General features: G+C 70.8%; 28 protein-coding genes. 19 read left to right on the top strand and 9 right to left on the bottom strand.

The genetic code is table 11. The annotated features are described in order from the left end of the window. Nucleotides 1-92: 92 nt before the first annotated feature. From H516_RS0117265 to H516_RS0117235, 7 genes are all read left to right on the top strand, one after another. Nucleotides 93-1,409, top strand: coding sequence for an L-fuconate dehydratase (locus H516_RS0117265; RefSeq protein WP_022890955.1), 1,317 nt, complete (start codon nucleotides 93-95; stop codon nucleotides 1,407-1,409). Continuing rightward, nucleotides 1,406-2,371 carry an aldo/keto reductase gene (locus H516_RS0117260; RefSeq protein ID WP_022890954.1) on the top strand — a complete coding sequence of 322 codons (966 nt, stop codon included), beginning with the start codon at nucleotides 1,406-1,408 and terminating at the stop codon, nucleotides 2,369-2,371. Before H516_RS0117265 ends, H516_RS0117260 begins: the two co-directional genes overlap by 4 nt. After that, nucleotides 2,368-3,213: an amidohydrolase family protein gene (locus H516_RS0117255; protein ID WP_022890953.1), complete on the top strand. Its 846-nt coding sequence runs from the start codon at nucleotides 2,368-2,370 to the stop codon at nucleotides 3,211-3,213. The genes H516_RS0117260 and H516_RS0117255 overlap by 4 nt, the downstream gene beginning before the upstream one ends. Before the next feature lie 112 nt (nucleotides 3,214-3,325). Further along, nucleotides 3,326-3,766, top strand: coding sequence for an RbsD/FucU family protein (locus H516_RS0117250; RefSeq protein ID WP_022890952.1), 441 nt, complete (start codon nucleotides 3,326-3,328; stop codon nucleotides 3,764-3,766). Next, nucleotides 3,763-5,280, top strand: a complete 1,518-nt coding sequence (locus H516_RS0117245) for a sugar ABC transporter ATP-binding protein (protein WP_022890951.1) — start codon at nucleotides 3,763-3,765, stop codon at nucleotides 5,278-5,280. The genes H516_RS0117250 and H516_RS0117245 overlap by 4 nt, the downstream gene beginning before the upstream one ends. Next, nucleotides 5,277-6,326 carry an ABC transporter permease gene (locus tag H516_RS0117240; RefSeq protein WP_022890950.1) on the top strand — a complete coding sequence of 350 codons (1,050 nt, stop codon included), beginning with the start codon at nucleotides 5,277-5,279 and terminating at the stop codon, nucleotides 6,324-6,326. Before H516_RS0117245 ends, H516_RS0117240 begins: the two co-directional genes overlap by 4 nt. A gap of 126 nt (nucleotides 6,327-6,452) precedes the next feature. Then, nucleotides 6,453-7,442, top strand: a complete 990-nt coding sequence (locus H516_RS0117235; protein WP_022890949.1) for an ABC transporter substrate-binding protein — start codon at nucleotides 6,453-6,455, stop codon at nucleotides 7,440-7,442. Between the two features lie 107 nt (nucleotides 7,443-7,549). Here the strand turns inward: H516_RS0117235 and H516_RS0117230 are convergent, their stop codons facing one another. Together H516_RS0117230 and H516_RS0117225 are read right to left on the bottom strand one after the other, a co-directional pair. After that, complete coding sequence (locus H516_RS0117230; protein ID WP_022890948.1) at nucleotides 7,550-8,221, bottom strand: FadR/GntR family transcriptional regulator; 672 nt, start codon at nucleotides 8,219-8,221, stop codon at nucleotides 7,550-7,552. Between the two features lie 30 nt (nucleotides 8,222-8,251). Next, nucleotides 8,252-9,826: a DNA-3-methyladenine glycosylase 2 family protein gene (locus tag H516_RS0117225; RefSeq protein ID WP_022890947.1), complete on the bottom strand. Its 1,575-nt coding sequence runs from the start codon at nucleotides 9,824-9,826 to the stop codon at nucleotides 8,252-8,254. Nucleotides 9,827-9,900: 74 nt separating this feature from the next. Here H516_RS0117225 and H516_RS0117220 point away from each other — a divergent pair, with 74 nt between their 5' ends. The 4 genes from H516_RS0117220 to H516_RS20820 all read left to right on the top strand — a co-directional run bounded on the left by H516_RS0117220 (nucleotide 9,901) and on the right by H516_RS20820 (nucleotide 13,840). Next, nucleotides 9,901-11,304, top strand: a complete 1,404-nt coding sequence (locus H516_RS0117220; protein WP_022890946.1) for an FAD-binding oxidoreductase — start codon at nucleotides 9,901-9,903, stop codon at nucleotides 11,302-11,304. Nucleotides 11,305-11,313: 9 nt separating this feature from the next. Next, the gene (locus H516_RS0117215) at nucleotides 11,314-12,489 is read left to right on the top strand and encodes a PrsW family intramembrane metalloprotease (RefSeq protein ID WP_026378960.1); all 1,176 of its coding nucleotides are present in this window, start codon (nucleotides 11,314-11,316) and stop codon (nucleotides 12,487-12,489) included. A 180-nt stretch (nucleotides 12,490-12,669) separates the two neighbouring features. Continuing rightward, the gene (locus tag H516_RS0117210; protein ID WP_022890945.1) at nucleotides 12,670-13,041 is read left to right on the top strand and encodes an FKBP-type peptidyl-prolyl cis-trans isomerase; all 372 of its coding nucleotides are present in this window, start codon (nucleotides 12,670-12,672) and stop codon (nucleotides 13,039-13,041) included. A gap of 73 nt (nucleotides 13,042-13,114) precedes the next feature. Further along, nucleotides 13,115-13,840 carry a lysoplasmalogenase gene (locus H516_RS20820; RefSeq protein WP_022890944.1) on the top strand — a complete coding sequence of 242 codons (726 nt, stop codon included), beginning with the start codon at nucleotides 13,115-13,117 and terminating at the stop codon, nucleotides 13,838-13,840. Here the strand turns inward: H516_RS20820 and H516_RS22310 are convergent. Together H516_RS22310 and H516_RS0117195 are read right to left on the bottom strand one after the other, a co-directional pair. Beyond that, nucleotides 13,725-14,051: a protealysin inhibitor emfourin gene (locus H516_RS22310; protein ID WP_022890943.1), complete on the bottom strand. Its 327-nt coding sequence runs from the start codon at nucleotides 14,049-14,051 to the stop codon at nucleotides 13,725-13,727. The genes H516_RS20820 and H516_RS22310 overlap by 116 nt on opposite strands. A gap of 11 nt (nucleotides 14,052-14,062) precedes the next feature. Beyond that, nucleotides 14,063-15,160, bottom strand: coding sequence for a M4 family metallopeptidase (locus H516_RS0117195; protein ID WP_022890942.1), 1,098 nt, complete (start codon nucleotides 15,158-15,160; stop codon nucleotides 14,063-14,065). A 95-nt stretch (nucleotides 15,161-15,255) separates the two neighbouring features. Here H516_RS0117195 and H516_RS0117190 point away from each other — a divergent pair, with 95 nt between their 5' ends. Both H516_RS0117190 and H516_RS0117185 read left to right on the top strand, forming a co-directional pair. After that, nucleotides 15,256-16,146, top strand: a complete 891-nt coding sequence (locus tag H516_RS0117190; protein ID WP_022890941.1) for a hypothetical protein — start codon at nucleotides 15,256-15,258, stop codon at nucleotides 16,144-16,146. Nucleotides 16,147-16,157: 11 nt separating this feature from the next. After that, on the top strand, nucleotides 16,158-17,009 hold the full coding sequence (locus H516_RS0117185; RefSeq protein ID WP_022890940.1) for a CPBP family intramembrane glutamic endopeptidase: 852 nt from the start codon (nucleotides 16,158-16,160) through the stop codon (nucleotides 17,007-17,009). 4 nt (nucleotides 17,010-17,013) lie between these two features. Here the strand turns inward: H516_RS0117185 and H516_RS0117180 are convergent, their stop codons facing one another. From H516_RS0117180 to H516_RS0117170, 3 genes are all read right to left on the bottom strand, one after another. Further along, a complete protein-coding gene (locus H516_RS0117180; RefSeq protein WP_022890939.1) occupies nucleotides 17,014-17,469 on the bottom strand; it encodes a CHRD domain-containing protein in 456 nt (151 codons plus the stop codon). A 57-nt stretch (nucleotides 17,470-17,526) separates the two neighbouring features. Further along, nucleotides 17,527-17,988: a DUF488 family protein, N3 subclade gene (locus H516_RS20815; protein WP_022890938.1), complete on the bottom strand. Its 462-nt coding sequence runs from the start codon at nucleotides 17,986-17,988 to the stop codon at nucleotides 17,527-17,529. A gap of 92 nt (nucleotides 17,989-18,080) precedes the next feature. Beyond that, entirely contained in the window at nucleotides 18,081-18,842 is a 762-nt protein-coding gene (locus tag H516_RS0117170) for an SDR family NAD(P)-dependent oxidoreductase (protein WP_022890937.1), read from the bottom strand. Nucleotides 18,843-18,973: 131 nt separating this feature from the next. On the opposite strand from H516_RS0117170, the gene H516_RS0117165 reads away from it, so the two are divergent. Together H516_RS0117165 and rpsO are read left to right on the top strand one after the other, a co-directional pair. After that, entirely contained in the window at nucleotides 18,974-19,567 is a 594-nt protein-coding gene (locus H516_RS0117165; protein ID WP_022890936.1) for a TetR family transcriptional regulator, read from the top strand. A gap of 306 nt (nucleotides 19,568-19,873) precedes the next feature. Continuing rightward, nucleotides 19,874-20,143, top strand: a complete 270-nt coding sequence (rpsO, locus tag H516_RS0117160; RefSeq protein ID WP_022890935.1) for a 30S ribosomal protein S15 — start codon at nucleotides 19,874-19,876, stop codon at nucleotides 20,141-20,143. Between the two features lie 253 nt (nucleotides 20,144-20,396). Here rpsO and H516_RS0117155 read toward each other — a convergent pair whose 3' ends face one another. Further along, on the bottom strand, nucleotides 20,397-20,942 hold the full coding sequence (locus H516_RS0117155; protein WP_022890934.1) for a CGNR zinc finger domain-containing protein: 546 nt from the start codon (nucleotides 20,940-20,942) through the stop codon (nucleotides 20,397-20,399). Between the two features lie 100 nt (nucleotides 20,943-21,042). Between H516_RS0117155 and H516_RS20810 the strand changes: the two genes are divergently transcribed. The 3 genes from H516_RS20810 to H516_RS0117140 all read left to right on the top strand — a co-directional run bounded on the left by H516_RS20810 (nucleotide 21,043) and on the right by H516_RS0117140 (nucleotide 23,653). Next, on the top strand, nucleotides 21,043-22,053 hold the full coding sequence (locus H516_RS20810; RefSeq protein ID WP_022890933.1) for an EamA family transporter: 1,011 nt from the start codon (nucleotides 21,043-21,045) through the stop codon (nucleotides 22,051-22,053). Between the two features lie 65 nt (nucleotides 22,054-22,118). Beyond that, the gene (locus tag H516_RS0117145; protein ID WP_022890932.1) at nucleotides 22,119-23,006 is read left to right on the top strand and encodes an LLM class flavin-dependent oxidoreductase; all 888 of its coding nucleotides are present in this window, start codon (nucleotides 22,119-22,121) and stop codon (nucleotides 23,004-23,006) included. Nucleotides 23,007-23,044: 38 nt separating this feature from the next. Further along, entirely contained in the window at nucleotides 23,045-23,653 is a 609-nt protein-coding gene (locus H516_RS0117140) for a hypothetical protein (RefSeq protein WP_022890931.1), read from the top strand. A 15-nt stretch (nucleotides 23,654-23,668) separates the two neighbouring features. Here the strand turns inward: H516_RS0117140 and trxA are convergent, their stop codons facing one another. Beyond that, nucleotides 23,669-24,067: a thioredoxin gene (gene trxA, locus H516_RS0117135; protein WP_022890930.1), complete on the bottom strand. Its 399-nt coding sequence runs from the start codon at nucleotides 24,065-24,067 to the stop codon at nucleotides 23,669-23,671. A gap of 224 nt (nucleotides 24,068-24,291) precedes the next feature. Between trxA and H516_RS0117130 the strand changes: the two genes are divergently transcribed. Beyond that, a complete protein-coding gene (locus H516_RS0117130) occupies nucleotides 24,292-25,842 on the top strand; it encodes a M28 family peptidase (RefSeq protein ID WP_022890929.1) in 1,551 nt (516 codons plus the stop codon). Nucleotides 25,843-25,867 lie beyond the last annotated feature (25 nt).

Below are 25,867 nucleotides of genomic sequence, written 5' to 3'. Positions count from 1 at the left end.
GTGATGATTCAGGGCGATTCTTGCACACTCCAAGGGAGTTGACACGCGAGACATCCGATGTTTATGCTCATGACGCCCCACGAAAGGACGTCATGAGCACGATCGTCAGCGTTGATACCCGGGACATCCGGTTCCCGACCTCCCTCGAACTCGACGGGTCGGACGCGATGAACGCCGACCCCGACTACTCGGCCGCATATCTCGTGATCCGCACGGACGCCGCCGACGAGCTCGCCGGTCACGCCTTCGTGTTCACCATCGGCCGCGGCAACGACGTGCAGGTCGCCGCCCTCGACGCGCTGCGGGCGCATCTCGTCGGGCGCGACGTCGAGGAGCTTCTCGACGACATGGGTTCGGCGTGGCGTCTCCTCGCGCACGACTCGCAATTGCGTTGGCTCGGCCCCGAGAAGGGCGTCATGCACATGGCGATCGGCGCCGCGCTCAACGCCCTGTGGGACCTCAAGGCCAAGCGGGCGGGCCTGCCCCTCTGGCAGCTGCTCGCCGGGCTGAGCCCAGAGGAGCTCGTCTCGCTCATCGACTTCCGTTACATCTCCGATGCCGTGACCCCGGCCGAGGCGCTCGAACTGTTCCGCGCGGCCGAGCCGGGTCGCGCCGAACGCTCGGCGAAGCTCCTCGAGCTCGGCTACCCCGCCTACACCACGACACCCGGCTGGCTCGGCTACTCCGACGAGAAGCTCGAACGGCTCTGCCGGGAGGCCGTCGCCGACGGCTACCCGCAGATCAAGCTCAAGGTCGGCGGCTCGCTCGACGACGACGTGCGCCGGCTCGGCATCGCGCGAGCGGCCGTCGGGGCGGGCTTCCCGATCGCGATCGACGCGAACCAGCGCTGGGGGGTCGACGAGGCGATCGAATGGGTGCGCGCGCTCGCCGAGTTCGATCTCGCCTGGATCGAGGAGCCGACGAGCCCCGACGACGTCCTCGGCCACGCGGCCATCGCCCGAGGCGTCGCGCCCGTGCGCGTCGCGACGGGCGAGCACGTGCAGAATCGCATCGTGTTCAAGCAACTCCTCCAGGCCGGTGGGATGGCGGTCATGCAGATCGACGCCGCTCGCGTCGGCGGCGTCAACGAGAACCTCGCGAACCTCGTGCTGGCCGCCAAGTACGGCGTGCCGGTCTGCCCGCACGCCGGCGGCGTCGGACTCTGCGAGGCGGTGCAGCACCTCTCCATGTTCGACTTCGTGGCATTGTCGGGCACGATGGACGGCCGCATGATCGAGTTCGTCGACCACCTCCACGAGCACTTCGTCACCCCGGCCGTCGTCGAGCGAGGTCGCTACCTCACGCCGACGGCGCCCGGGGCCGGCACCGAGATGCACGAGGCCTCGATCGAGCGCTACACCTGGCGCGGTGCCCACGTGATCGATGACGTGAACGAGGTGCCCGTATGAGCGGAGGCTTCACCGCAGAACGACTCGGCCCGCTCGGCTACGGGGCGGCCTCGATCGGCAACCTCTATCGCGAGGTGAGCGAGGACGACGCACGGGCCGCGGTCGACGCGGCATGGGACGCGGGAATCCGGTACTTCGACACCGCGCCGCACTACGGTCTCGGGCTGAGCGAACGTCGTCTCGGCGAGGCGATGCGCGAACGTCCGCGCGACGAGTTCGTGGTCTCGACGAAGGTCGGCCGGGTGCTCGACCCGAACCCCGACTTCTCGGGCGGCGACGACCTGGCATTCGACTTCGCGGTCCCGAACCGCACGGTGCGCCGCTTCGATCCCAGCGAGGCGGGCATCCGCCGCAGCATCGAGGAGTCCCTCGGCCGGCTCGGTCTCGACCGCATCGACATCGCCTTCCTGCACGACCCCGACGCCTACGACCTCGACCGCGGCCTCGCCGAGGGCCTCCCCGCACTCGCGAAACTCCGCGACGAGGGCGTCGTCGGCGCCATCGGCATCGGTACGAACAGCGCGGATGCCGCGGCCCGCGCCGTGCGCGAGGGCGATCTCGACCTCGTCATGATCGCCGGGCGATACACGCTGCTCGAACAGCCCGCCCTCGACGAACTGCTCCCGCTCTGCGTCGAGCGCGGTGTCGGGGTGGTCGCCGCCGCCGTGTTCAATTCGGGACTGCTGGCCGCGCCGACGCCGAGCCCGACGGGGCGGTACAACTACGGCACCGTTCCCGCCGAGCTGCTCGAGCACGCGAGACGGCTCGCCGACGCGTGCGGGGCCGACGGCGTCGAACTGCCGGTCGCCGCGCTCCAGTACCCCCTGCAGCATCCGGCCGTCCGTTCGGTGGTCGTCGGGTCGGCACGCCCCGCCGACATCGCCGAGAACGCGCGGCGCGTGCGCGAGCCGCTGCCCGAAGGGCTCTGGTCGAGGCTCCGGGCCGGGGGACTCATCCGATGACGACCACGGCCCGCACCGTCGACGCGCATCTGCACCTGTGGACGCGGTCGGTGGGAGCGTACCCCTGGATCACGCCCGAACTCGGCCCGCTGTACGCCGACTTCGGGCCCGGCGACGCCCGCGCCGAGCTCGACGCCGCCGGCATCGACGCGGCGATCCTCGTACAGTCGGCCGACACGGTCGCCGACACTCGCTTCATGCTCGACATCGCCGCGCGGCACCGGTGGGTGGTGGGCGTCGTCGGCTGGGTGCCGCTCGACGACACCGTTGCCGCGATCAGCGCGCTCGACGACCTCTCGGGAGAACGCCGGCTCCGAGGCATCCGCCATCTCGTGCACGACGACCCGCGTGACGGCTTCCTCGACCTGCCGGCGGTCCGTTCGTCGCTCGCGGAGGTCGCGGCGCGCGGCCTCGCGTTCGACGTGCCCGATGCGTGGCCCCGGCACCTCGGCGCAGCGCGTCGTCTCGCGGCGGCGCTGCCCGAACTCACCGTCGTGATCGACCATCTCGCGAAACCGCCGGTCGGCCGCGACGGCTTCGACGAGTGGCGTCGGGAGTTCGCCGCGACGGCCGCCCTGCCCAACACGGTCGCGAAGTTCTCGGGACTCCACCTGCCCGGCGTGGCGTTCGATGAGACCTCCGTGCGGCCGCTGCTGGAGACCGCGCTCGACCTGTTCGGCGCCGACCGGCTCATGTACGGTGGCGACTGGCCGATGTCGGTGCCGCACGGCGGCTACGCGTCGACCTGGCGCGTGATGCGCGCATGCCTCGGCGAGCTGTCGCCGACCGAACGGGCCGCGATCCTCGGGGGTACCGCTGAGTGGGTGTACCGCCTTGAGTAGTCTGATCTCTGTGTCGTTTTCGCTACGGATTCGCAACGTTCATCACTGAAATCTCATGAAACATCGGATGAGTAGTACACTCATCACCACATCTCAAGGAAGAGAGGCTCACGTGCTGAGTGGCATCAACCCGATCCTCGGCGGCGACTTGCTCGCCGCCCTCGATCGGCTCGGCCACGGCGACGAACTCGTCGTCGCCGACGCGAACTTCCCGGCGCACAGGTTCGGAGCCGTCGTCGCCGACGCACCCGGCATCGCCGCGGCGCAGGTCGTCGAGGCGATCCGCACGGTGGTGCCGCTCGACGGATACGAAGGGCCCGCGGTGCTGCTCATGTCCGCCGAGGGCGGCGAGCGGCTCCCGGTGCAGCACGAACTCGTCGGGGCCGCCGCAGTCGCCGCAGATCGCGTCGGCGAACTGGAGCGGTTCGCGTTCTACGAGCGAGCGGCCGGCGCCCGACTGATCGTCCGCACGGGCGAACTGCGCCCGTACGGCAACCTCGTCCTGCGCAAGGGCGTCGTGAACGCCTACGAGCCCCGCGGAGCGGCGCAGTGACCGCCGCGCTCCTCGAGGTCGAGGGCGTCAGCAAGGGGTTCCCCGGTGTGCAGGCGCTCGCCGATGTGCAGCTCGAACTCCGTCACGGCGAGGTGCTCGCGCTCGTCGGCGAGAACGGCGCAGGCAAGTCGACGCTCATGAAGCTCCTCGCCGGAATCCACACACCCGACGCGGGCACGTTCCGCCTCAACGGACGCGAGTTGTCGATCGAGGGTCCGCGCCAGGCGCAGGAGCTCGGCATCTCGATCATCCACCAGGAGTTCAACCTGATGCCCGACCTGACGGTCGCGCAGAACATCTTCATCGGCCGCGAGCACCGGCAGGCCGGGCTGTTCCTCGACGACCGGGCGCTCAACCGGCGGGCGCAGGAGCTCTTCGACCGCCTCGGGCTCGCACTCGATCCCGCGGAGCGCGTCGAGCAGCTGACGGTGGCCCGCCAGCAGATGGTCGAGATCGCGAAGGCGCTGTCCTTCGACGCGAAGGTCCTCATCATGGACGAGCCGACCGCGGCGCTGAACGACGCCGAGGTCGATGTGCTGTTCGAGCTCATCGAACGGTTCCGCACCGCCGACACGGGCGTCATCTACATCTCGCACCGCATGGAGGAGCTCTCCCGCATCTCCGACCGCATCAGCGTGCTGCGCGACGGCCGCTACGTCGGCACACGAGTGACGGCCGAGACCGCCCCGAGCGAGATCATCTCGCTCATGGTCGGCCGCGAGATCTCGGGCGAGCAGCGGCCCGCACCGCGCACGCCCGAAGGCGAGCCCGTGCTCTCGGTGCGTGGTCTCTCGACGAGGCAACTGCTGCGCGAGGTGAGCTTCGACGTCCACGCGGGCGAGATCCTCGGTTTCGCCGGCCTCATGGGCGCAGGGCGCACCGAGGTCGCACGCGCGATCGTCGGCGCCGACCGCAGGGAGTCTGGCGAGATCCGCGTGCGGGGGCGCGTCGTCTCGATCTCGAGCCCCGCCGAGGCTGCCGGGCTCGGTATCGGGTACCTCTCGGAGGACCGGAAGCAGCTCGGCGTGCTGCTCGAACGCAGCGTGCGCGAGAACCTCGTGCTCTCCTCGCTGCGCGAGTACACCTCAGGCCTCGGCTTCGTCCGCGACGGGCGCATCGAGGCGACCGGGCGCGAGTACGTCGAGAAGCTGCGCATCAAGACGCCGTCGACGGCCCAGCTCGTGCAGAACCTCTCGGGCGGCAACCAGCAGAAGGTCGTCATCGCGAAGTGGCTCGTGAAGGACTGCGACGTCCTCATCTTCGACGAACCGACTCGCGGCATCGACGTCGGCGCGAAGGAGGAGATCTACGGCCTCCTCAGGCGCCTCGCCGACGAGGGCAAGGCGATCATCATGATCTCGTCCGAGCTGCCCGAGGTGCTGCGACTCTCAGATCGCATCGCCGTCATGGCCGAGGGGCGACTCACCGCGGTGCTCGACAACGCCGAGGCCACCCAGGAGAACCTCATGGACTACGCAACCCGATTCTCAAGCGAAGGAACGATCGCACGATGAGCCCGATCACGACGAAGCCCTCTTCCGGCCGATCCGACACCGCAACGACGCCGTCGACGAGCGCCTACGCCGCAATCGAGGCCGGCAATCCTCGTTTCGCCCGGCTGCGCGGCTCACTGCAGCAACTGCTCGCCTTCGCGAGCCTCATCGTCATCGTTGCGGTGTTCTCGTTCGCGAGCCCTCACTTCTTCACCGCGAACAACCTCGTCTCGATCCTGACGGCGGCGACCGTGACCGGGATCCTCGCGCTCGGCACCACCTTCGTCATCATCACGGGCGGTATCGACCTCTCGATCGGCACGGGCATGGTGCTCTGCGGGGTCATGGCCGGCGTGTTCCTCACCTACCTCGGCTGGCCGCTCTGGCTCGGGGTGACCGCGACGATCGTCTTCGGTGGGATCATCGGCCTCGTCAACGGGGTGAACGTCTCGGTGCTCGGCATCCCGCCGTTCATCGCCACCCTCGGCATGATGCTGATCGCGGCGGGCCTCTCGCTCGTGATCTCGGGTACGAAGCCGATCTACTTCACCGAGACGCCCGACTTCCAGTCGATCATGAACCTCTCGATCATCCCCGGCATGCGGTTCCCGCTCGGCGTCGCGATCTTCATCGTCATGATCATCGTGGCGGCCGTACTGCTCTCGAAGACGATCCTCGGCCGCTACACCTTCTCGATCGGCTCGAACGAGGCCGCCACCGCACTTTCCGGCGTGAACGTCCGTCGCTGGAAGATCATCATCTACACCCTCGCCGGCCTCTTCGTCGGGCTCGCGGGCGTGCTGAGCGCTTCGCGGCTCTCGTCGGCGCAGCCGACGGGCGGCATGGGCCTCGAGCTCGAGGCGATCGCCGCGGTCGTGATCGGCGGCACCTCGCTGCAGGGCGGCAAGGGCTCGATCGTGGGCACCGTCATCGGCGCCCTGATCATGGCGGTGCTCACGAACGGCCTCCGAATCATCTCGGTACCGCAGGAGTGGCAGTCGGTCGCCGTCGGCATCGTCATCCTCGTCGCCGTCTACCTCGACATGCTGCGGCGTCGTCGCGGCTGAACGGCATCCGCCCGTGGCATCCGAACCACCCGTGCACCACCACCAGCACCGCACCGGCACCATACCGACCCAGCACCACACCGTCCTGAACCAGCACCATCGCACCACCAACACCAAGGAGTGAGCATGTTCAAGAAGCGCACGATGGGCGCCGTCGTCGGCGCCGTCGCCGCCGCCCTCATCCTCGCCGGCTGCGCCGGCGACGGCGGAGACACGGCCTCGGGCGGCGACTCGGGCGGCGACAAGCCGTACGTCGCCCTCGTCTCGAAGGGATTCCAGCACCAGTTCTGGCAGGCCGTGAAGACCGGCGCCGAGCAGGCGGCCGAGGAATTCGACGTCGAGATCACTTTCGAGGGCCCCGACACCGAGGCGGATGTCGACCAGCAGATCCAGATGCTGCAGACCGCGCTCGACAAGAACCCTGCCGCGATCGGCTTCGCCGCGCTCGACAGCCAGGCCGCCGGCCCGCTGCTGCAGCAGGCGAAGGACTCGAACATCCCGGTCATCGCGTTCGACTCGGGCGTCGAGAGCGACATCCCGCTCACGACCGCCGCGACCGACAACCTCGCCGCCGCCGCGGAGGCCGCCAAGCACATGGCCGATGCGATCGACCACAAGGGCAAGGTCGCGCTCGTCGTGCACGACCAGACCTCGGTCACCGGCCAGCAGCGCCGTGACGGCTTCGTGTCGTACATGGAGGAGAACGAGCCCGAGATCGAGATCGTCGACATCCAGTACGGCGGCGGCGACCAGGCGAAGTCGGCCGACCTCGCCAAGGCGATCCTCGCGGCCCACCCCGACCTCAAGGGCATCTACGGCTCGAACGAGGGCTCGGCGATCGGCGTCGTGCAGGCGGTCAAGGAGCTCGGCATCGATGCCTCGACGCTCGCCGTCGTCGGCTTCGACTCGGGCAAGGCGCAGATGGACGCGATCCGCGACGGCCTCATGACCGGCGCCATCACCCAGAACCCGATCGGCATCGGCTACGAGACGGTCAAGGCCGCGGTCGAGGCGATCAACGGCGAGGAGCTGCCGACGACCATCGACACGGGCTTCTACTGGTACGACGCGACGAACATCGACGACGAGGAGATCCAGGCCGTCCTCTACGAGTGACGATCGGATGACTCGGGGGCGTCGGCTTCGGCCGGCGCCCCTCGTTCGTGTCCGCGGGCGGCACCGGGACGGGTGCGCTCAGCGGTGGGCGGGGTGCGCTCAGCGAGTCAGAGCGCCGAGCGGAGCCACTGTTCGACGCCGCTGACGTGCACGACGGTCAGCGCCGACGCGAGTTCGGCGTCGCCGGCGGCGATCGCATCGAGGATCGCATGGTGCTCCTGGAGCGTGCGCTCCACCGCGCTCTCCTGGGTGATGCCGCGCCAGATGCGGGCACGTACCGTGTGGCTCGAGAGCGAGTCGATGAGGCTCGCAAGGTAGCTGTTGCCCGTGGCATCGGCGATGCCCCGGTGGAACTCGAGGTCGTGGTCGACGAGGCTCTCGACGTCGGCGGCATGGTCGACGCCGGCGACCGACTCGCGGAGCCGCTCGAGCTCCGCCTCGCCGGCGTGGCGCGCCGCGAGCGATGCTGCGGCCGGCTCGAGGATCCGGCGTACGGCGAAGATCTCGAGCACCGAGTGATCGTCGTGCAGGTCGACGACGAAGGACATGGCCTCGAGCAGCAGACGCGGCTCGAGGCTCGTGACGTAGGTGCCGTCGCCGCGCCGCACGTCGAGCACACGGATGACCTCGAGCGCCTTGACCGCCTCGCGCAGCGAGGACCGGGAGAGGCCGAGTCGCTCGCTCAGCTCCTTCTCGGGAGGGAGCCGGTCGCCCGGCGCCAACTCGCCCGAAAGGATCATCTCTTTGATGCGCAGGATCGCTTCGTCGGTGACGGCCATGCCCGAATCGTACCGCGAGCGGGCCAGACATCAGATCTCTGCGGCGGCGGCGCGCCACAGATGCATCGAGGCGTAGCTGCGCCACGGTGCCCACCGCGCCCCGAACTCGTCGAGCGCCGGTGCGGTGGCCGGCAGCCCGAGCCGGCCCGCCCCCGCCCGCAGGGCGAGATCGCTCGTGAGCAGCACGTCCGGGGCGCGAGTGACCCGCATGGCGACGTAGCCCGCCGTCCACGGGCCGATGCCCGGGATGAGGAGGAGATCGCGCACGAGGTCGCCGCGGTCGCGATCGGCCGAGACCACGAGCTCGCCCGAGGCGAGCCGCTCGGCGACGTCGACGATCGTGCGGATGCGCGCGGCGGGCCCGCGGAGCACCTCGCCGCCGCGAGCGGCGATCGCGGCGGTTGTCGGGAACAATCGCACGAGCGCATCGGTCCGGTGCGCAGCGCCGGTCGACCCAGTGCCCGCGGCCTCGCAGCCGGCAGCCTCGCCGCCGGCCGCTTCACCTCGGATGGCCAGCGGCTCGCCGAGTTCTGCCGCGAGCCGGGTGAGCGCCGTGCGTGCCGCCTTCACCGAGATCTGCTGGCCGATGAGCGCCCGGAAGACGAGTTCGTGGGGGTCGAGGGCCCCCGGCACGCGGATGCCGGGGGTCGCTGCGACGGTTGCGGCGAGCGCGGGGTCGGCCGCGAGCATCTCATCGATCGCGACGGCGTCGGCGTCGAGGTCGAACAGGCGTCGGACGCGGGCGACGAGCGGCGGCAGATCGGCGAGGCTCGTGAGCCGGGCCTCGACCTCGATGGCGGGGGAACGGTCGTGGCTCGGCGTGAAGGCGACGACGGCGGGACCGGCGGGCAGCCGCAGGGTGCGGGCGTAGCGACCGGGGGTGGCCGACTCGACCCCGTCGACCGCGCGGGCCGCGAGCCAGCCGAAGACCCCGGCCGCGTCGAACGGGGCACGGGCGGGCAGTCGCAGTCGCACCACCCCGTCGCCGGCGCGCTCGCGCCGCTCGCCGAGGCGCGCGGCCGCCCGCAGTTCGAGGGGGCTTCGCTCGTACACCTCGCGCACGGTGTCGTTGAACTGGCGGATGCTGCCGAAGCCCGAGGCGAATGCGATGTCGGCTGCGGGCATCGACGTCGAGGTGAGCAAGGCCCGCGCGGTCTGCGCGCGGTGGGCCCTGGCGAGCGCCAGGGGACCTGCGCCGAGCTCGGCGGTGAGCACGCGGGTGAGGTGTCGGCTGGTGTACCCGAGGTGCGCCGCGAGACCGGGCACGCCCTCGCGCTCGACGACGCCGTCGGCGATGAGGCGCATCGCGCGGGCGGCGAGGTCGTCGCGCAGGTCCCACTCGGGGGAGCCCGGCACCGCGTCGGGCAGGCAGCGCTTGCAGGCTCGGAGGCCCGCCTCGTGCGCGGCGGCGGCCGTGAGGTAGAAACTCACATTCTGCGCCTTCGGTGCGACCGCGGGGCAGCTCGGCCGGCAGTAGATGCCGGTCGAGTGCACTCCGGTGATGAACTGGCCGTCGAACCGGGCGTCGCGCGCCCGCATGGCCCGATACCGTTCGGCGAAGACGGGGTCGGCGAGCGGATCTGTGCGGAGGGCTTCGACGGGCATGGCCCCAGCCTCGCACGCCCCGCCGACAGCGACTGGCGGAAATCGGACTCGGCCCGCGTGGCTAGGGTGGAGGGATGTCGCACGTCGTCGCCCAGCTGCAAGAGGCCCTCGGGGCATCCGTCTCACTCGATGCCGGGGTGCTCGAGGCGACCCGTGAAGACCGCTCGGGGTGGCGCAGCGCGACGCCCCCGCTCGCCGTCGTGCACGCGACCTCGGTCGACGAGGTGCAGAAGCTCATGCGCGTCGCGCACGCGAGCGGCACCCCCGTCGTGCCGCGCGGCGCCGGCACGGGTCTCGCGGGCGGCGCGATCGCGAGCCCCGGGGCGATCGTGCTCGACCTCTCGCGCATGAACCGCATCCTCGAGATCTCCGAGGCCGATGAGCTCGCCGTCGTCGAGCCCGGCGTGGTCAACGGCGACCTCAACGACGCCCTCGCGCCTCTCGGACTCTGGTTCGCACCCGACCCCGCCAGCCGCGCGATCGCCTCGGTGGGCGGCAACATCGCGACGAACGCCGGCGGGCTGCTCTGCGCGAAGTACGGGGTGACCCGCGAAGCGGTGCTCGGCGTGGCGGTCGTGCTCGCCGACGGCCGGCTGATCCGGCTCGGCCACCGCACGGTCAAGGGCGTCACCGGCTACGACCTCACGGCCCTCTTCACCGGTTCGGAGGGCACGCTCGGCATCATCGTCGAAGCGACGGTGCGCGTGCGCCCGATCACCCAGGGCGTTCCCGTCACCGTCGCCGCCGCCTTCGCCGACGTGACCTCTGCTGCGGCCGCCTGCGCCGCCGTCACCGCCGACCGCATCCGACCCGCCATCCTCGAACTCATGGACGCGGGAGTCGTCGCGCGGGTCGCGGCGTACCTCGGCGAGGAGGCACTCACCGGCACCCCGCTCGAACAGGTGCTGCCCGGCGAGACGTTCCTCATCGCGCAGACCGACGACGCGGGCGCCACCGCAGAGGCCGCTCGCATCGCCGAGCTCTTCGCCGAGGCAGGCGGCCGGGTCACCCTCTCGACCGACGCGGCGACCGGCGAGCGCCTGCTCGACGTCCGGCGGGCCATGCACCCGGCGCTCGCGGCGAGCGGGCAGGTGCTCATCGAAGACGTCGCGGTGCCGCGATCGAAGCTGCCCGAGATGTTCCGCGCCATCGACGAGATCGCGGCGAGGCACGGGGTCGAGATCCCCACGATCGCGCACGCCGGCGACGGCAACCTGCACCCGAACTTCGTGTTCACGGGCGATGAGGTGCCCGCGCACATCTGGCAGGCCGCCGACGAGATGTTCCGGGCGGCGGTCGCGCTCGGCGGCACGCTCACGGGCGAGCACGGCGTCGGCGTGCTGAAGCGGCGCTGGCTCGCCGAGGAGCTCGGCGACGACGTCTTCGAACTCCAGCGCGGCATCAAGGCGGTCTTCGACCCGACGGGCATCCTGAACCCGGGGGTCATGTTCGAGGCATCCGCCGAGGCCCCTCGCTAGGCTGCACGCGTGAGCCACCTCGCCCCAGGGCCCTCCCCATACCCCGTCGCCCCGCAGCCCGCGGTGGCACCGCCCGCATGGGCCGCGCCGGTGCGCGGCCGCAACGGCAGCGGCAGCGTCTTCGCGATCGTCGGCATCGTGATCGGCGGGCTCGTCGGCCTCCTCGTCGTCGCCTACCTCGCGCTCGCGCTCGGCGCCCCGGTGCTCGTGATCGGCTCGCTGCTCGCACTCGTGCCGCTCGCGGGCGTGCTCCTCGCGGTGCGCTGGGTCGACCGCTGGGAGCCCGAGCCGCGCGGCGCGCTCTGGTTCGCGTTCCTCTGGGGCGCAGCGGTCTCGGTCGCGATCGCCCTCATCGTCGACCTCGGCGTCGAACTCGCGGTGGCCTACTCGCACCCCGGCGGCGCGGCCGACGAGGTCGTCCGCGCCGTCGTGCAGGCGCCCATCGTCGAAGAACTCGCGAAGGGCCTCGGGGTGCTCCTCGTCTTCGCCTTCGCCCGATGGCAGTTCGACGGGCCGCTCGACGGCCTGGTGTATGCGGCGGTGGTCGCGGGCGGCTTCGCCTTCACCGAGAACATCATCTACTTCGGGTCGGCCCTCATCGAGGGCGGCGCCGAGAGTCTCGGGGCGACCTTCGTGGTGCGAGGCATCTTCTCACCGTTCGCGCACGTGCTGTTCACGGCGTGCACCGGCCTCTGCATCGGCATCGGCGCACGGCGAGGCGGGGGCGCGGGCGTCATCGGCTGGTTCCTGCTGGGGCTCGCCGGCGCGATCGCGTTGCACGCCCTCTGGAACGGCTCGCTCGCCCTGGGCGACGACGCGATCGCGCTGTACGTCACCGTGCAGGTGCCGATCTTCGTCGCGGCGATCCTCATCACTCTGTACCTCCGTCGCCAGGAGGTGCGCGTCACCCGTCGCCGCCTGGCGGAGTACGCGGCCGTCGGCTGGTTCAGCCACGCCGAGGTCGAACTGCTCGCGACCCCGGCGGGCCGTCGGCAGGCGAAGGCGTGGGCGCGCGCGCAGCTTCCGCCGCGCACCGCGACGATGAAGCGGCTGATCGCGGATGCCACGCACCTGGCCTTCGCCCGGCAGCGCATCGCGACCGGACAGGGAGGAGCCGTCGCGGCGGCGGACGAGCACGCGCTGCTGGCCTCGATCGTCGGTGGTCGGCAGGCGCTCCTGCGCTGAGCACGGGCGAGCCTCGCCGGCACGAAGAAACTCGCCGCCCTGTGGTGTGGCACTGCCGACATCTCTACGGGGCGACGAGTTCTTGGATTCCAGAGTGCAACGTGTTCGCAGTCAGCGCAAGAGCAGGGTGGACGGTTGTCCGCGATTGCGAGGGCGCAGGGAACCTGCTCAACTTGAGGCATGACCGATACGAACAGCAAGCCCGAGATCGACGCCCCCGAGGGCCCGGCTCCCGCAGACCTCCTCATCGAGGACATCGTCGTCGGCGACGGCGCCGAGGCGACCGCCGGATCGACGGTCGACGTGCACTACCTCGGCGTCGAGTACGACAGCGGCGAGGAGTTCGACTCCTCGTGGAGTCGCAGCCAGTCGATCAACTTCCCGCTCCAGGCGCTCATCTCCGGCTGGCAGGAGGGCATCCCCGGTATGAAGGTCGGCGGCCGCCGCAAGCTCACGGTGCCCCCGCACAAGGCCTACGGCCCCGCGGGCGGCGGGCACCAGCTCTCGGGCAAGACCCTGATCTTCGTGATCGACCTGCTCGGCGTGAGCTGAACCACCCCGAGACTCCGACGGCCGGTGGGCGCGAGCCCACCGGCCGTCGTCGTCCCTGGGCTACGCTTCGGGGGTGCTGCCCGCATTCGCCCCATACCTCGTGGTCTCCGCGATCCACCTCGTCCTCCAGTACGTAGGCCCCGACTGGAGCGTGACGGCGACGAAATCGCTGCTCATGCCGCTCCTCGCCCTCGCGGTCGTCCTCCTCATGCGCCCGGCGCGGCCCGAGCGCCCGGCCGGCGGGATGCCGATGCTCCTCCTCGGAGGGATCGCCTTCTCCTGGGGCGGCGACGTCCTGCTCACCTTCCGCGGCGACGGATGGTTCGCCGCCGGCCTCGCATCGTTCCTCCTCGCGCACGTCGTCTACATCGTGCTCTTCCTGCGGCTGCCGCGTACCCGCCGCCGACCTCCGGCGTGGTCGTACGTCTACTGGGCGTGGGTGATCGTCATGCTCGGCCTCCTGCTGCCGCACGCCGGCATGCTCTCCGCGCCGATCGTCGCCTATGCGATCGCGATCGGCCTGATGGCGACGAGCGCGTCGATGCACGGCGGGTGGATCGCACTCGGTGGCGCGTTCTTCGTCGTCTCCGACTCGGTGCTCGCGCTCGGCCGGTTCCTGCCCGGGTACGAGTTCGCCGCGCACGACTTCGTGGTGATGTCGAGCTACCTCGCCGCGCAGGGGTTCATCGCGTGGGGCGTCGTCGCGAAGCTTCGCGCGGGTCGCCCGGCAGCGGGGCGTTCCGCTTCGGATCCGTCGCCTCCTGCACCCGATCGACGAGCTGACGCCACGGCCCTGTGAGCTGACGCTCGGCGAGGGTCGCCTCGTTCGGCGGGCACTCGATGCGATAGACGAATCGGTCGGGTTCGGGCGGCACCGGCGGCGGCTCGCCCCACGGGATCTCCTCGATGAGGATGTACCACTCGTCGGGGTCGGGCTGCTCGTCGACGCGCACCTCCCAGGTGAGGCGGGCGCCTGCGAGACCGCCGCTGCGCTGCACGATGACATCCATCGAGCTGGATGCTACTCCGCTGCGGCCCCGGCCGCCTGCTCGCTCGGCTCTCCCGGCACGCCCACGGCCTGCCAACCGCGCTCGACGGCACGGGCTTCGCGCGAGCCGGCCCCGAAGCGTGCTTCGGCGGTTCGCACGGTCTCGGCCGCGAACTCGGCGAAGGTGGCGTCGCGGCCCAGTCGCCCCGAGGTGAGCGCGTCGTACCAGATGCGCCCCACGTGCTCCCACGCGAAGCCGTCGAGCTCGCGGGCGGCGAGCGCGAACGCCCGGTTCGGGATGCCGGAGTTCAGGTGCACGCCGCCGTTGTCGTCGGCGGTGTCGATGTAGTCGCGCATATGGTCGGGCTGCGGGTCGCGGCCGAGCACGTCGTCGTCGTAGGCCGTGCCCGGCTCGATCATCGAGCGGAGCGCCCGCCCCTCGACCTCGTCGGTGAAGATGCCCTCGCCGATGAGCCAGGTGGCGGCGCCCGCGTCCTGGCCGAGGGCGTACTGCTCGACGAGCGCGCCGAACGCGTCGGAGACGTGCTCGTTCAGCGCGCCCGACTGCCCCTGGTAGCGCAGGCCGGCGGTGTGCTCGGTGACGCCGTGCGCGAGTTCGTGGCCGATCACGCTGAGCGAGTCGGTGAAGCCACGGAACACCTCGCCGTCGCCGTCGCCGAAGACCATGCGCTCGCCGTCCCAGAAGGCGTTGTCGTAGCGTCGGCCGAAGTGCACGGTCGCTTCGAGCGGCATGCCGGCGCCGTCGATCGAGTCGCGGCCGAACACCCGGTCGAAGAGTCGGTGCGTGTCGCCGAGGCCGTCGTAGGCGTCGTCGACCGACTCGTCGCCGGTCGCCGGCTCGTCCTCGCGCCGCACGAGGCGACCGGGCAGGGTCTCACGGCCCCCGGCGTCGGAGATTCGACGGTCGGGCGTCGACGGGGCGTCGGGCAGGACGGTCGGCAGTTCGTCGTCGTCGCGCGGCAGTGGCATGATCGGCGGCGCTCCGCGCAGTGCTCGCCGTGGTGCATCGTGGAGCAACGAGCGCCGGGCCGCTTCGGCGGCGAGCGGGAAGCGCTCGGCGCCCGCGTCGGCGATGCGATCGAGCAAGTAGGGCGGAACGATCTGTGGCATGCCTCATGGTGGCATCCGCCGCCGACAAGGTCGAGGCCCGAGGCGGACTCCGGGAGGGGCCGGGTCCGGTCGGACCGCGCGGATAGGCTGTTCGCGTGACCGCCGCACCCTTCCTCGCGCTCCTGCTCGATGTCGACGGACCCATCGCGAGCCCCGTCACCCGGTCGATCGCGATCCCGTCGATCGCTCGCGATCTGGCGGCCCTCGCGAACGCCGGCAATCCCGTCGTCTTCAACACGGGCCGATCCGATGCGTTCATCGCCGACGAGGTCGTGCCGCCGCTCCTCGCCGCCGGGCTCGAGCCCGGCGCGCCCGTCTGGGCGATCTGCGAGAAGGGCGCCGTCTGGGCCGAGATCGGCACGGGCGGGCTCGGCGAGATCTTCATCGATCTCGACCTCGCGATGCCCGCCGACTTCGCCGCCGAGATGCGCGCCTACGTCGAGGCGCATTTCGACGAGTTCGCATTCTTCGACGACACGAAGCGGGCGATGGTCTCCGTCGAGCAGCACCTGCACGTGGCATCCGACGCGTACCTCGCGGCGCAGCCGCGCTTCGACGCTCACGCGCACGAATCGCTCGCCGCTCGCGGCTTCGGCACGGTGCGGGGCGGCGATGCACGGCCGGATGACACGGGGCAGGTGCACTGGCGCATCGACCCGACCATCATCTCGACCGATGTCGAGTCGGTCAGGCTCGGCAAAGACCTGGGGGCGGCGCGCGCCGTCGAGCTGCTCGAGGCACGCGGCATCCGCCCGCAGCACTGGCGCACCATGGGCGACTCGCGCGGCGACTACCGCATGGCCGACTGGCTGCACGCGCGCGGCGAGCGGGTGCGGCACGTCGACGTGCGTCCGGCCGAGGGAATCCTCGCGACCGGCTACCCGGTGCTCACCGCGGGTGAGCTGATCCACGACGAGGCGGGCGCGGTCTTCCTCTCCCGCTGGGCCGAGGCGTCGCGCCGCGGCGACCTCGACGACGACGAGTAGCGAGCCCGCCCATGCCGAGCACGAACATCGCCGACACCGCAGACGTCGCCGCGCTGCGGACGCATCCGATCGCCCTCGTGCCCGCCGTGCTCGTGTGCGGTGCCGCAGTGCTGCTCTTCGGGTTCATGGTGCCGATTGCGGGCTACGCGATGCTCGCCGTGGGACTCCTGGCCGCATGGCTCTGCGACCGCTCGGACCGCACCGAGCGACTGCTCGCCGACCTCGCGCTCATCGCCATCGGGCAGGTCATCATCTCGACGGTGTCGCTGAAGGCCGACCTCAGCAACGAGGGCATGGTGCGCTTCGCGGTCGTGCTGGGCCTCGCCGTGCTCGTGCCCTACGTCATCTCGCGGTTCGTCTACCGCGAACACGTCATCCGCTTCCCGTGGCGCACGGGCAGGCGCTGGAACCGCACCCAGTGGCTCTACCTGATCTTCGTGACGCTCGCGGGCTGGCTCATCCTGCCGTTCTACTTCATCTCCTCGGGGGTCTACGAGAACTGGCCGACCGTGACCGAGCCCGACACGATCGCGCGCCTCTTCGTCGGCGTCGCCGCCGTCGGCACGTGGGACGAGCTCTTCTTCGTCTGCACGGTCTTCGTGCTGCTGCGCCGGCACTTCCCGTCGTGGCAGGCGAACCTCCTGCAGTCGATCGTGTTCGTGTCGTTCCTGTGGGAGCTCGGCTACCAGTCGTGGGGGCCGCTGCTGACGATCCCGTTCGCGCTCATCCAGGGCTACACCTTCAAGCTCACGAAGTCGCTCACCTACGTGTTCGTGGTGCACATGCTCTTCGACGCCGTGGTGTTCGCCGTCATCGTGTACGCGCACACCGGGTGGCCGGCGATCTTCCCGCTGATACCGTGACGGGTTACTTCAACTGACCACGCACTTCGCCCCCCGGGAACATCGGCGTGTGCACGTTGAGGTAGTACGCCTTGGGCGCTGCGGCGATCGCCGCGAGCAGGGCGGGAGCGGCGGCCACGCAGTCTTCGACGACGAAGCTCGTCGCGTTGGGCACCGCGATCGGGATCACGACGGGGCCGGCGACGTTGCGGGGTGCGACGTGCACATGGGTGGCGACGGCGCCGCCGGTGAGCCCCTCGACCTCGACGGTGTAGCAGAACTCGTCGCCGACGATCTCATAGGCCATGAATCCGCGGGCGCCGCCGGTCGCGCCCGTGGTCTGCGACTCCTGCTCGTTGTTCAGCGGGATCGCCGGCGTGCCCGGCGGCTTGGCCTGGGCGGCGCCGGCGCCGGCGAACGTGAGGGCGGCGGCGGCCACCGCGGTGAGGGCGGCGATTCGGATGCGGGCGGGCGTACGCATGATGAAACCTCGCTTTTCTCGGGTCGCCTCGCACGCTACGCCGACGGGGGCGTGGCTTCAAGGGGGGTCGGATGCCTCGGTGCGGATCGTGCGCGAACGAGCAACGGGCACCGGGTGCGTGGCCTCAGGCGGGTGCGGAGGCGGTCGGCGCTCGACCGTCGCCCCGTGCTCGTCGAGCCAGCCGAGCAGCACCTCGGCGTGGTTGACCCGGGCGTCGCGGGCGCCGTAGAGCAGGGTGACGCGCTCGTGCTCACGGCCGAGGTCGAGGAGCGCTGCTGCCGCGGGATTCTCGTCGAGTTCGGCGCGGTAGCGCGCCGAGAAGTGCGCGAAGTCGCCCTCGCGGTCGACCGCGTGGTGCCACTCGGTGCGGAGCGCGGGGGAGGGGGCCACCTCCTTGTCCCAGGCATCGAGTTCGGCCCGCTCCTTGCTGACGCCGCGCGGCCAGAGCCGGTCGACGAGCACCCGGAGACCGTCGCCCGGTTCGGCGGGTTCGTACACGCGCTTGATGACGAAGCTCATGGTTCGAGTCTGGCGGGCGAGGGTCGACGAGACAACGGATGCCCCGTGCGCAGGCGTGCGCACGAGGCATCCGGTGTTCGACATCTCAGGCGTCAGATCGCCGACCAGCCGCCGTCCGAGGCGAGCACGACGCCCGATACGTTCGCCGAGTCGTCGGAGAGGAGCCAGGTGATCGCCGCGGCGAGCTGTTCGGGCTCGGCGGGCACGAGCGCGAGGGCGCCGAGCACCGGGCCGAGCACCTTGCCTGCGTGCTCCGACTTGAAGGGAGCCTCGATGTTCGTCTTCACACCGCCGGGCGCGACCGCGTTGACGCGGATGCCCGAGCCCGAGTACATCACCGAGGCGTTCTTCGTGAAGCCGACGACGGCGTGCTTCGAGGTCGTGTAGGCGGCGCCGGCCGAGGCTCCGCGCAGGCCCGCCTCGCTCGTGACGTTGACGATCGAGCCCGAGCCCTCGGCGAGCATCTTCGGCAGCACCGCGCGGGTGAGGCGCATGACGGCGGTGACGTTGACGTTCATGACGCGCTCCCATGTGGCGTCGTCGACCTCGGCGGCGGGGAGGAATCCGTCCATGATCCCGGCGATGTTGGCGAGGACGTCGATCTTGTCGCCGGCGGCGGCGACGAGCGCCTGCACGTTCTCCTCGACGGTGATGTCGCCGGTGACGGCCACGATGTCGAGCGAGGGGTTCGCAGCGACGAGCTCGTCGAGGCGCTCCTTCGAGACGTCGGCGGCGATCACTCGTGCGCCCTCCGAGGCCAGGCGCACGGTCGTCGCGAGGCCGATGCCCGAGCCGGCGCCGGTCACGATCGCGACCTTGCCGTCGAAGCGTCCAGGGGTGATGGAGGTGTTCATTGCTGCTCCTCAGCGGTGAGTGCGGCGTCGTGGGGTGCGCGGCGTCGCGGTGGGGTTCGCCGGCCGGGTTCCTGGCCGGTCCACCAGTTGTAACACTCAGTGCCATAAAATATTCCCATGAGAATGGCAGCATGACCACGGAAGCCTCGGCAGCGCCCGCCGCCGCCCGCGCGACGCGTGGGCGACCGGTCGAGGTCGACCCCGACCAGCTCGCGGCGATCGCGCTCGCGCTGTTCGACGAGCGCGGCTTCGACGAGGTGACGATGGCCGAGGTGGCCGCTGCCGCGGGAGTGAGCCGGCGCACGCTGTTCCGCTACTTCCCGTCGAAGCCCGACCTCGTCTGGGGCGGGTTCGACGAGGCGATCGAGCGGTTCGAAGCATCGCTCGGGGCGGAGGGCGCCAAGCCATCGGTCACGGCACTCCACCGGGCGTACGTCGCGATGGCCGAGTTTCCGCCAGGGCTCCTCGGGGTCACGCGGCAGCGGCTGCGCATCATCGACGCGCACCCCGCGGTGCTCGCGCACGGGCTCGCGAAGTTCGGCGCAGTGCACGAACTGCTCGAGCCCCATCTCGGCGAACGGGGTTCGCTCCGTGCGCACCTGCTCGCCGACCTCTACGCGACGACGGGATTCAGCGCGATGCGCTGGTGGGCGCGCAGCGGCACGGGCACGCCGGAAGAGGCCGTCGACGCGGCGCTCGGGGTGTTGGAGGGGTCGTTCGCCTAGCGAAACGCGGCCACCCGGCCGGTACATCACCCGACCTTGACCCACGAGCCGCAGCCGTCGGGCTGCAAGGGTCTCGGCTGCACCCGCGTTCGAGGGCGAAGGCCACGCCGTGACATCCCATGGGTCACCCGGGTCGCGACCCTCGGTCTCAGTACGCAGACCCGACCTGCCCCTTCCGTGACCGGTCGGCCCCGAGGCATCCGTTCTGGTAGAGTGTTCAGGTTGCCGTCATGACGGCCGCGCACAAAGAGAGCTCGGGCATTCGGCCACGGGCAGCGCGCAACAAGGAGAAAGGGGATCCCATCTATGGCACTCGAAGCAGACGTCAAGAAGGCGATCATCGAAGAGTACGCGACGCACCCCGGTGACACTGGATCCCCCGAGGTCCAGATCGCGCTCCTCACGAAGCGAATCAAGGACCTCACCGAGCACCTCAAGGCGCACAAGCACGACCACCACTCGCGTCGTGGCCTGCTGCTCCTCGTCGGTCAGCGCCGTCGTCTCCTCGGCTACCTCGCCGATGTCGACATCGCGCGCTACCGCTCGCTCATCGAGCGTCTCGGGCTGCGCCGCTAAGCGCAGTTCCTCGCGCGGCTCTCGAAGACACCGCGAACTTCTTGCGAAGGCCCCCGCCGGTTCGGCGGGGGCCTTCGTCATGCGCGGATGCCTCGTGCCGTGAGTCGGCGCGGCCGCAATCGCCGCGGCGCGTGACCAGTCGTCGGCGTCGGCGCGCGACACGTCGTTCCGGAGTCCAGAGGCGTCGGCGCGCCATCGGCCGATGCTGACGACTCGTCACGAGGGTCGGCGGCCGACCGCCGGCGGTCGGGGTTCAGCTCGCCCGAGCCCGATGCGCGCGGGCGGCCATGCGGTTGCCGCAGCGGGTGCTGCAATAGCGGCGGGAGGCGTTCTTCGAGAGGTCGACGTAGACACCCTCGCAGTCGTCGGCGTCGCACTCGCGCAGTCGCCCCGTCTCATCGGCGCGCACGACGTCGACGAGCGCCATCGCCGCCTCGACGAGCATGCGCTCCGCGAGCGGTGCGTCGTGCGAGGTGGCGTGGATGTGCCAGTCGGCGCCGTCGTGCCGCACGAGCCGGGGGAGCGCATTCGCCTCCGCGAGGATGCCGTTGACCGCGTCGGCGAGCTCGTCGCGCGGCAGCGCCCAGACCGCCCGGAGGCGGGTTCGCGCCGCCCGCACCTCCGCCAGCTCGGCGTCGTCGCCGTCGCGTCGGCCCGAGTACCTCCAAGCGTCGACAAGCCCGGTCAGCTGCGCCGTCGTCACCAGTTCGTCCTCGCCGGATTCGGAGGCCTCGGCGACCGTGTCGGCCAGCGCGGCCATGAACTCGAGCGCAGCCACCGTGTCATCGGTGAAAATCATTTGACTCCTGACGACTTCGCGGGGTACTGTCACGAGCATACCGGTGTTCGCTCATGACATCGGGAATGTTCGAACCGCATCGACACGCGCAGGAGGCGACATGGCGGCACGACGCGGCGGGGTGCTCGGCATCACGCTCGGGCTCGCGGCAGGGCTGGCGTTCGGCATCGGCGGGGTTTTCGTCAAGCCGCTGCTCGAGACCGGCTGGTCTCCCGGCGCCGCGGTGCTCGCGCGCATCTCGATCGCGGCGGTGCTGCTCGCGATCCCCGGCCTCCTCGCGCTCCGCGGCGACCTCCGTCCGCTCTGGCGAGCGAAGTGGACGATCCTGCTCTACGGACTCGTCGCCGTCGCCGGGGTGCAGTTCTTCTTCTACGCATCGCTCGAGCGCATCCCGGTGTCGATGACCCTGCTCATCGAGTACCTCGCGCCGATCGTGCTGGTGCTCTTCGCGTGGGTGCGCACCCGCCGCCTCCCGCAACCGGTCGTCATCGCCGGTTCGGTACTCGCGCTCGGCGGCCTCGTGCTCGTCATCGGGCCGGGCGGGGGCGGCCTCGACGTGCTCGGCATCGCATTCGCTGCGCTCGCCATGATCGGCGTCTGCGTCTACTACGCGATCGGTGAATCGGCGGCCGCGCAGTTGCCGCCGGTCGCCCTCATCGCCTCGGGGTTCGTCGTCGGTGCGATCGCGCTCGGCCTCGCCGGGCTCACCGGGCTCCTCCCCATGCGGGCGACCCTCGACGAGGTCGCCTTCCTCGGCGCGGATGTCTCGTGGTTCGTGCCGCTCCTCGCGGTCGGAATCATCTCCACGGCGTTCGCCTACACGGCGGGCATCGCCTCGATCGGACTGCTCGGCTCGCGGCTCGCCGCCTTCCTCGGGCTCTCCGAGGTCGTCTTCGCCGCGATCGCCGGGTGGGTGCTGCTCGGCGAAGTGCTCGGCCCGCTGCAGATCCTCGGCGGCCTGCTCATCCTCGGCGGCATCGTGTGCGTGAAGCTCGAACGGGTCGAACCGCCGGGTGCGCCCGCTGCGCCCGCGGTCGAACTCGGCGCCGAACCGGTGCCCGTGACCGCCACGATTTCGGAGATCACCACGACTTCGGGCGGAAACCGATGAGGGCGTCCGAAGTCGCGGCGATCGCCGAGATCGTGGCGCGCGCGAAGCGGTCCTAGGCTACGGTCATGCGATTCGGCATCGTCATCCTGCCCCAGTTCGATTGGCCAGAGGCCGCACGGTACTGGCGCGGGGCCGAAGAGTACGGCTTCGACCATGCGTGGACGTACGACCACCTCGCGTGGCGCAGCCTCGCGGGCGAGCGCTGGCACGCGACGATCCCGACGCTCACGGCGGCGGCCCTGGTCACCGAGCGGATCGGTCTCGGCACGTTCGTCTCGCACCCGAACTACCGGCATCCGGTGCCCTTCGCGAAGGACGTCGCGACCCTCGACCAGATCTCGGGCGGACGCGTGATCCTCGGCATCGGCTCGGGCGGCACCGGGTTCGACGCGACCGTGCTGCGGCAGCCGCAGCTCACCGCCCGGCAGCGGGCCGACCGCTTCGACGAGTTCGTGCGTGCGCTCGACACGTTGCTGCGCTTCGAGGAGCCCGGCTCGGGCGGAATCTCGTTCGACGGCGAGTGGTTCGGTGCCGACGGCGCCCGCATGGTCGGCGAGCCGGCGCAGCGGCCGCGCACGCCCCTCCATCTCGCGGCGAACGGTCCGAGAGGGCTCGCGCTTGTCGCCGAACTCGCCGAGGGATGGATCACGACGGGCGGTGAGGACGACGGCACCGACGCGTGGTGGCGACACGTCGCGACCCTCTCGGCACGCCTCGACGAGGCGTGCGCGGCGGTGGGCCGAGCGCCAGGCGAGCTCGCACGCACCCTGTCGCTCGACTCCGAGGCCCGCACGAGCCTCGCGAGCGTCGACGCCTTCGAGGACGCGGTGGGCCGCGCGCGCGACCTCGGCTTCACCGACGTCGTCGCGCACTGGCCGCGCCCCGAGGGAATCTACGCGGCCGACGAGCGTGTGCTCGACGAGGTCGCCGAGCGGCTCGAGGCCCTCCGCTGACGGCGGGGCCGGGGCATCCGCCGCGATAGCCTGAACAGATGTCTGTGCCCCGTCGGAAGCCGCTCCTCCAGTGGGAGCCCCTGCCGTACCTCGTCGTGCTCGTGCTGCTCATCGCGACGGGCGGCGTTCGGCCCGATTCGCCGCCGTGGCTGTTCTGGCCCTTCATCGTGCTGCTCGTCGCCGCGCTCGCGTGGCTCATCGCCGGGCTGGTCAGCGGACGGCGTCGCGGCAACCCCGACCGGTGGGGCGATCTGCTGACGCTCCACGGGATCGAGCTGGTCGATGCACCGCATCTCGAACGCGCGGTGCGCCGGGTCGCCCCCGTCGCCGACACCCACCGGCACCAGTCGGCCATCGACCTGGCGCTGCTGCACGGCGGCGCCGACCAGGAGGCCGTGCTCGTGCCGCGCGCCAGTCGGTGGCTGTCACGGCGCTACCGCATCGGGGTGCAGCTCATCGGCGGGGGCACGCCCCGGCACGCCGGCTTCCTCGGCGATGCGGTGGATGCCACGTGGCGCGAGCTCCTCGACGGGCTCGCGACCGGGGGGCGCTACGTGAAGGTGCCCGCGCGCATCACCGGCGATTCGCGCCCGCACGGGGTCGAACTCGACCTCGGGGGGCTCGAGGTTCTCGCGAACGGTCGGTGATCGTGTGCCCGCGGATCAGGCGCCCGCGGCCTGCTGCGCCCGGTCGGCGTCCTGCGCCTCCTGCGCGTCGAGCTGCGCACGCACCTCGTTCATGTCGAGCGCCCGTACCTGCGAGACGAGTTCGTCGAGCATCGGGCGGGGGAGCGCACCGGCCTGCGAGAACACGCCGATGCCGTCCTTGAAGGCCATGATCGTCGGGATGGACGTGATGTTCATCGCGGCCGCGAGCTGCTGCTGGTCTTCGGTGTCGACCTTCGCGAAGGTGAAGTCGGGGTTCGCCTCGGAGGCGGCTTCGTAGTTCGGCGCGAACTGGCGGCAGGGCCCGCACCACTCGGCCCAGAAGTCGACGAAGACGGTGCCTCCCTCGAGGATCGTCTTCTCGAAGTTCTCCAGGGTGAGCGCGACGGTAGCCATTCGTCCAGCCTAGGCGACGCCGCTGAGCACCCGCCGGGTGTTCGCTGTCAGCGACCCGGGGACGGATCGGGCCGGGGCGGCACGCCGGGGGAGACGTTCGTCCGGAGTTTCGCCCACCCCCTTTCTCGGTACCGCCGCGCGCTCTATGCTCCCTTGCCAGGCGCCCAGATCGGGTGCCTGGTTGGAGGAAGACGATGAAGTCACCTGTAACACCGTCCCGCGGATTGGCGATCGCGACCGTCGCGGCGTTCGCCGTCGCCCTGTTCCCGGCAGGAGCGGCCACCGCCGCGCCGGCCGCGAAGTGCGACAACCGCAACAACAACACCATCTCCAAGCTGCTCGAATGCGTGAGCGGCGACGGCGCGATGGAGCACCTCGAGGCGCTGCAGTCGATCGCCGACGAGAACGGCGGCAACCGGGCCGCCGGCCTCCCGGGCTACGAGGCGAGCGTCGACTACGTCGTCGAGACGCTCGAGGATGCCGGCTGGAACGTCTCGATCGAGGAGTTCGCGTACGACTTCATCGGGGACTCGACGCTCGAGCAGTTGACCCCGGTACAGGCCGACTACCCGACCGGGGCATTCAGCGGAAGCGGTGCCGGCGACGTCACCGCAGCGGTCGTGCCGGTCGACATCAACCTCACGCCGCCGCGCGCCTCGTCGAGCGGCTGCGAGGAGTCCGACTTCGCCGGGTTCCCCGCAGGAGCGATCGCGCTCGTGCAGCGCGGCAGCTGCAACTTCGGCGACAAGGCGTTCTTCGCCGAGCAGGCGGGCGCCGTCGGCGTCATCATCTTCAATCAGGGCAACACGCCCGATCGCGAGGGCCTCGTTGTCGCCGACGCCTCGTCGCGAACCGACGGCACGCCGGTCGCGCACGGCATCCCGGTCGTCGGCGCGAGCTTCGCGCAGGGCGAAGCGCTCGCACAGGCGAACTCCACGGCGCACGTCTTCGTGCCGGCGCCCGACCCGCGTCCGCAGAAGAACATCATCGCCGAGCTCCCGGGCGCGAACGACGCCAACGTCGTGATGGCCGGCGCGCACCTCGACTCGGTGCGCGAGGGCTCGGGCATGAGTGACAACGGCAGCGGATCGGCGGCGCTCCTCGAGATCGCCGAGCAGATGTCGAAGGTGAAGCCGCAGAACACCGTGCGGCTCGCGTGGTGGGGTGCCGAGGAGGACGGCCTGCTCGGCTCGGCCGCCTACGTGGCCGCGCTCTCGCAGGCCGAGAAGGACGAGATCGCCCTGTATCTCAACTTCGACATGGTCGCCTCGCCGAACTACATGTTCATGACCTACGACGGTGACGAGTCGGGCTTCCCGGCGCCGGTGACGGTGCCCGAGGGGTCGGTCGAGATCGAGAAGCTGTTCGAGAGCTACTTCACGAGCGTCGGCGTGCCGTACGACGATGCGGAGTTCAGCGGTCGCAGCGACTACGAGGCGTTCATCTTGAACGGAATCGCCGCGGGTGGTCTGTTCACGGGCGCCGATGCGGAGAAGACCGCCGAGCAGCAGGCGATCTGGGGCGGCGAGGTCGACGAGATGCTCGACCAGTGCTACCACCAGAGCTGCGACGATCTCGACAACGTCGACCCGTATGCACTCGACGTGAACGTCGACGCGATCGCGCTGGCAGTGCTGGCGTACTCGTACACGACGGAGTCGGTCAACGGGGTCGCCGGTAAGAAGGTGCCTGGTGGGCTCGTCCTTCCGGCTCCCGCCGGCCCCGAGGGCACCGTCGGCAGCGACGGCGGCCACGCCCACGGCGACGTCGGGTAGCTCTGAGCGGAGCGCGGAGCGCGGA

This window comes from Agromyces italicus DSM 16388, assembly GCF_000421545.1.
GTDB classification, from domain to species: Bacteria; Actinomycetota; Actinomycetes; order Actinomycetales; family Microbacteriaceae; genus Agromyces; species Agromyces italicus.
Note: the sequence above shows the minus strand (reverse complement) of the source record. Positions and strands in the feature narration are given on the sequence as shown.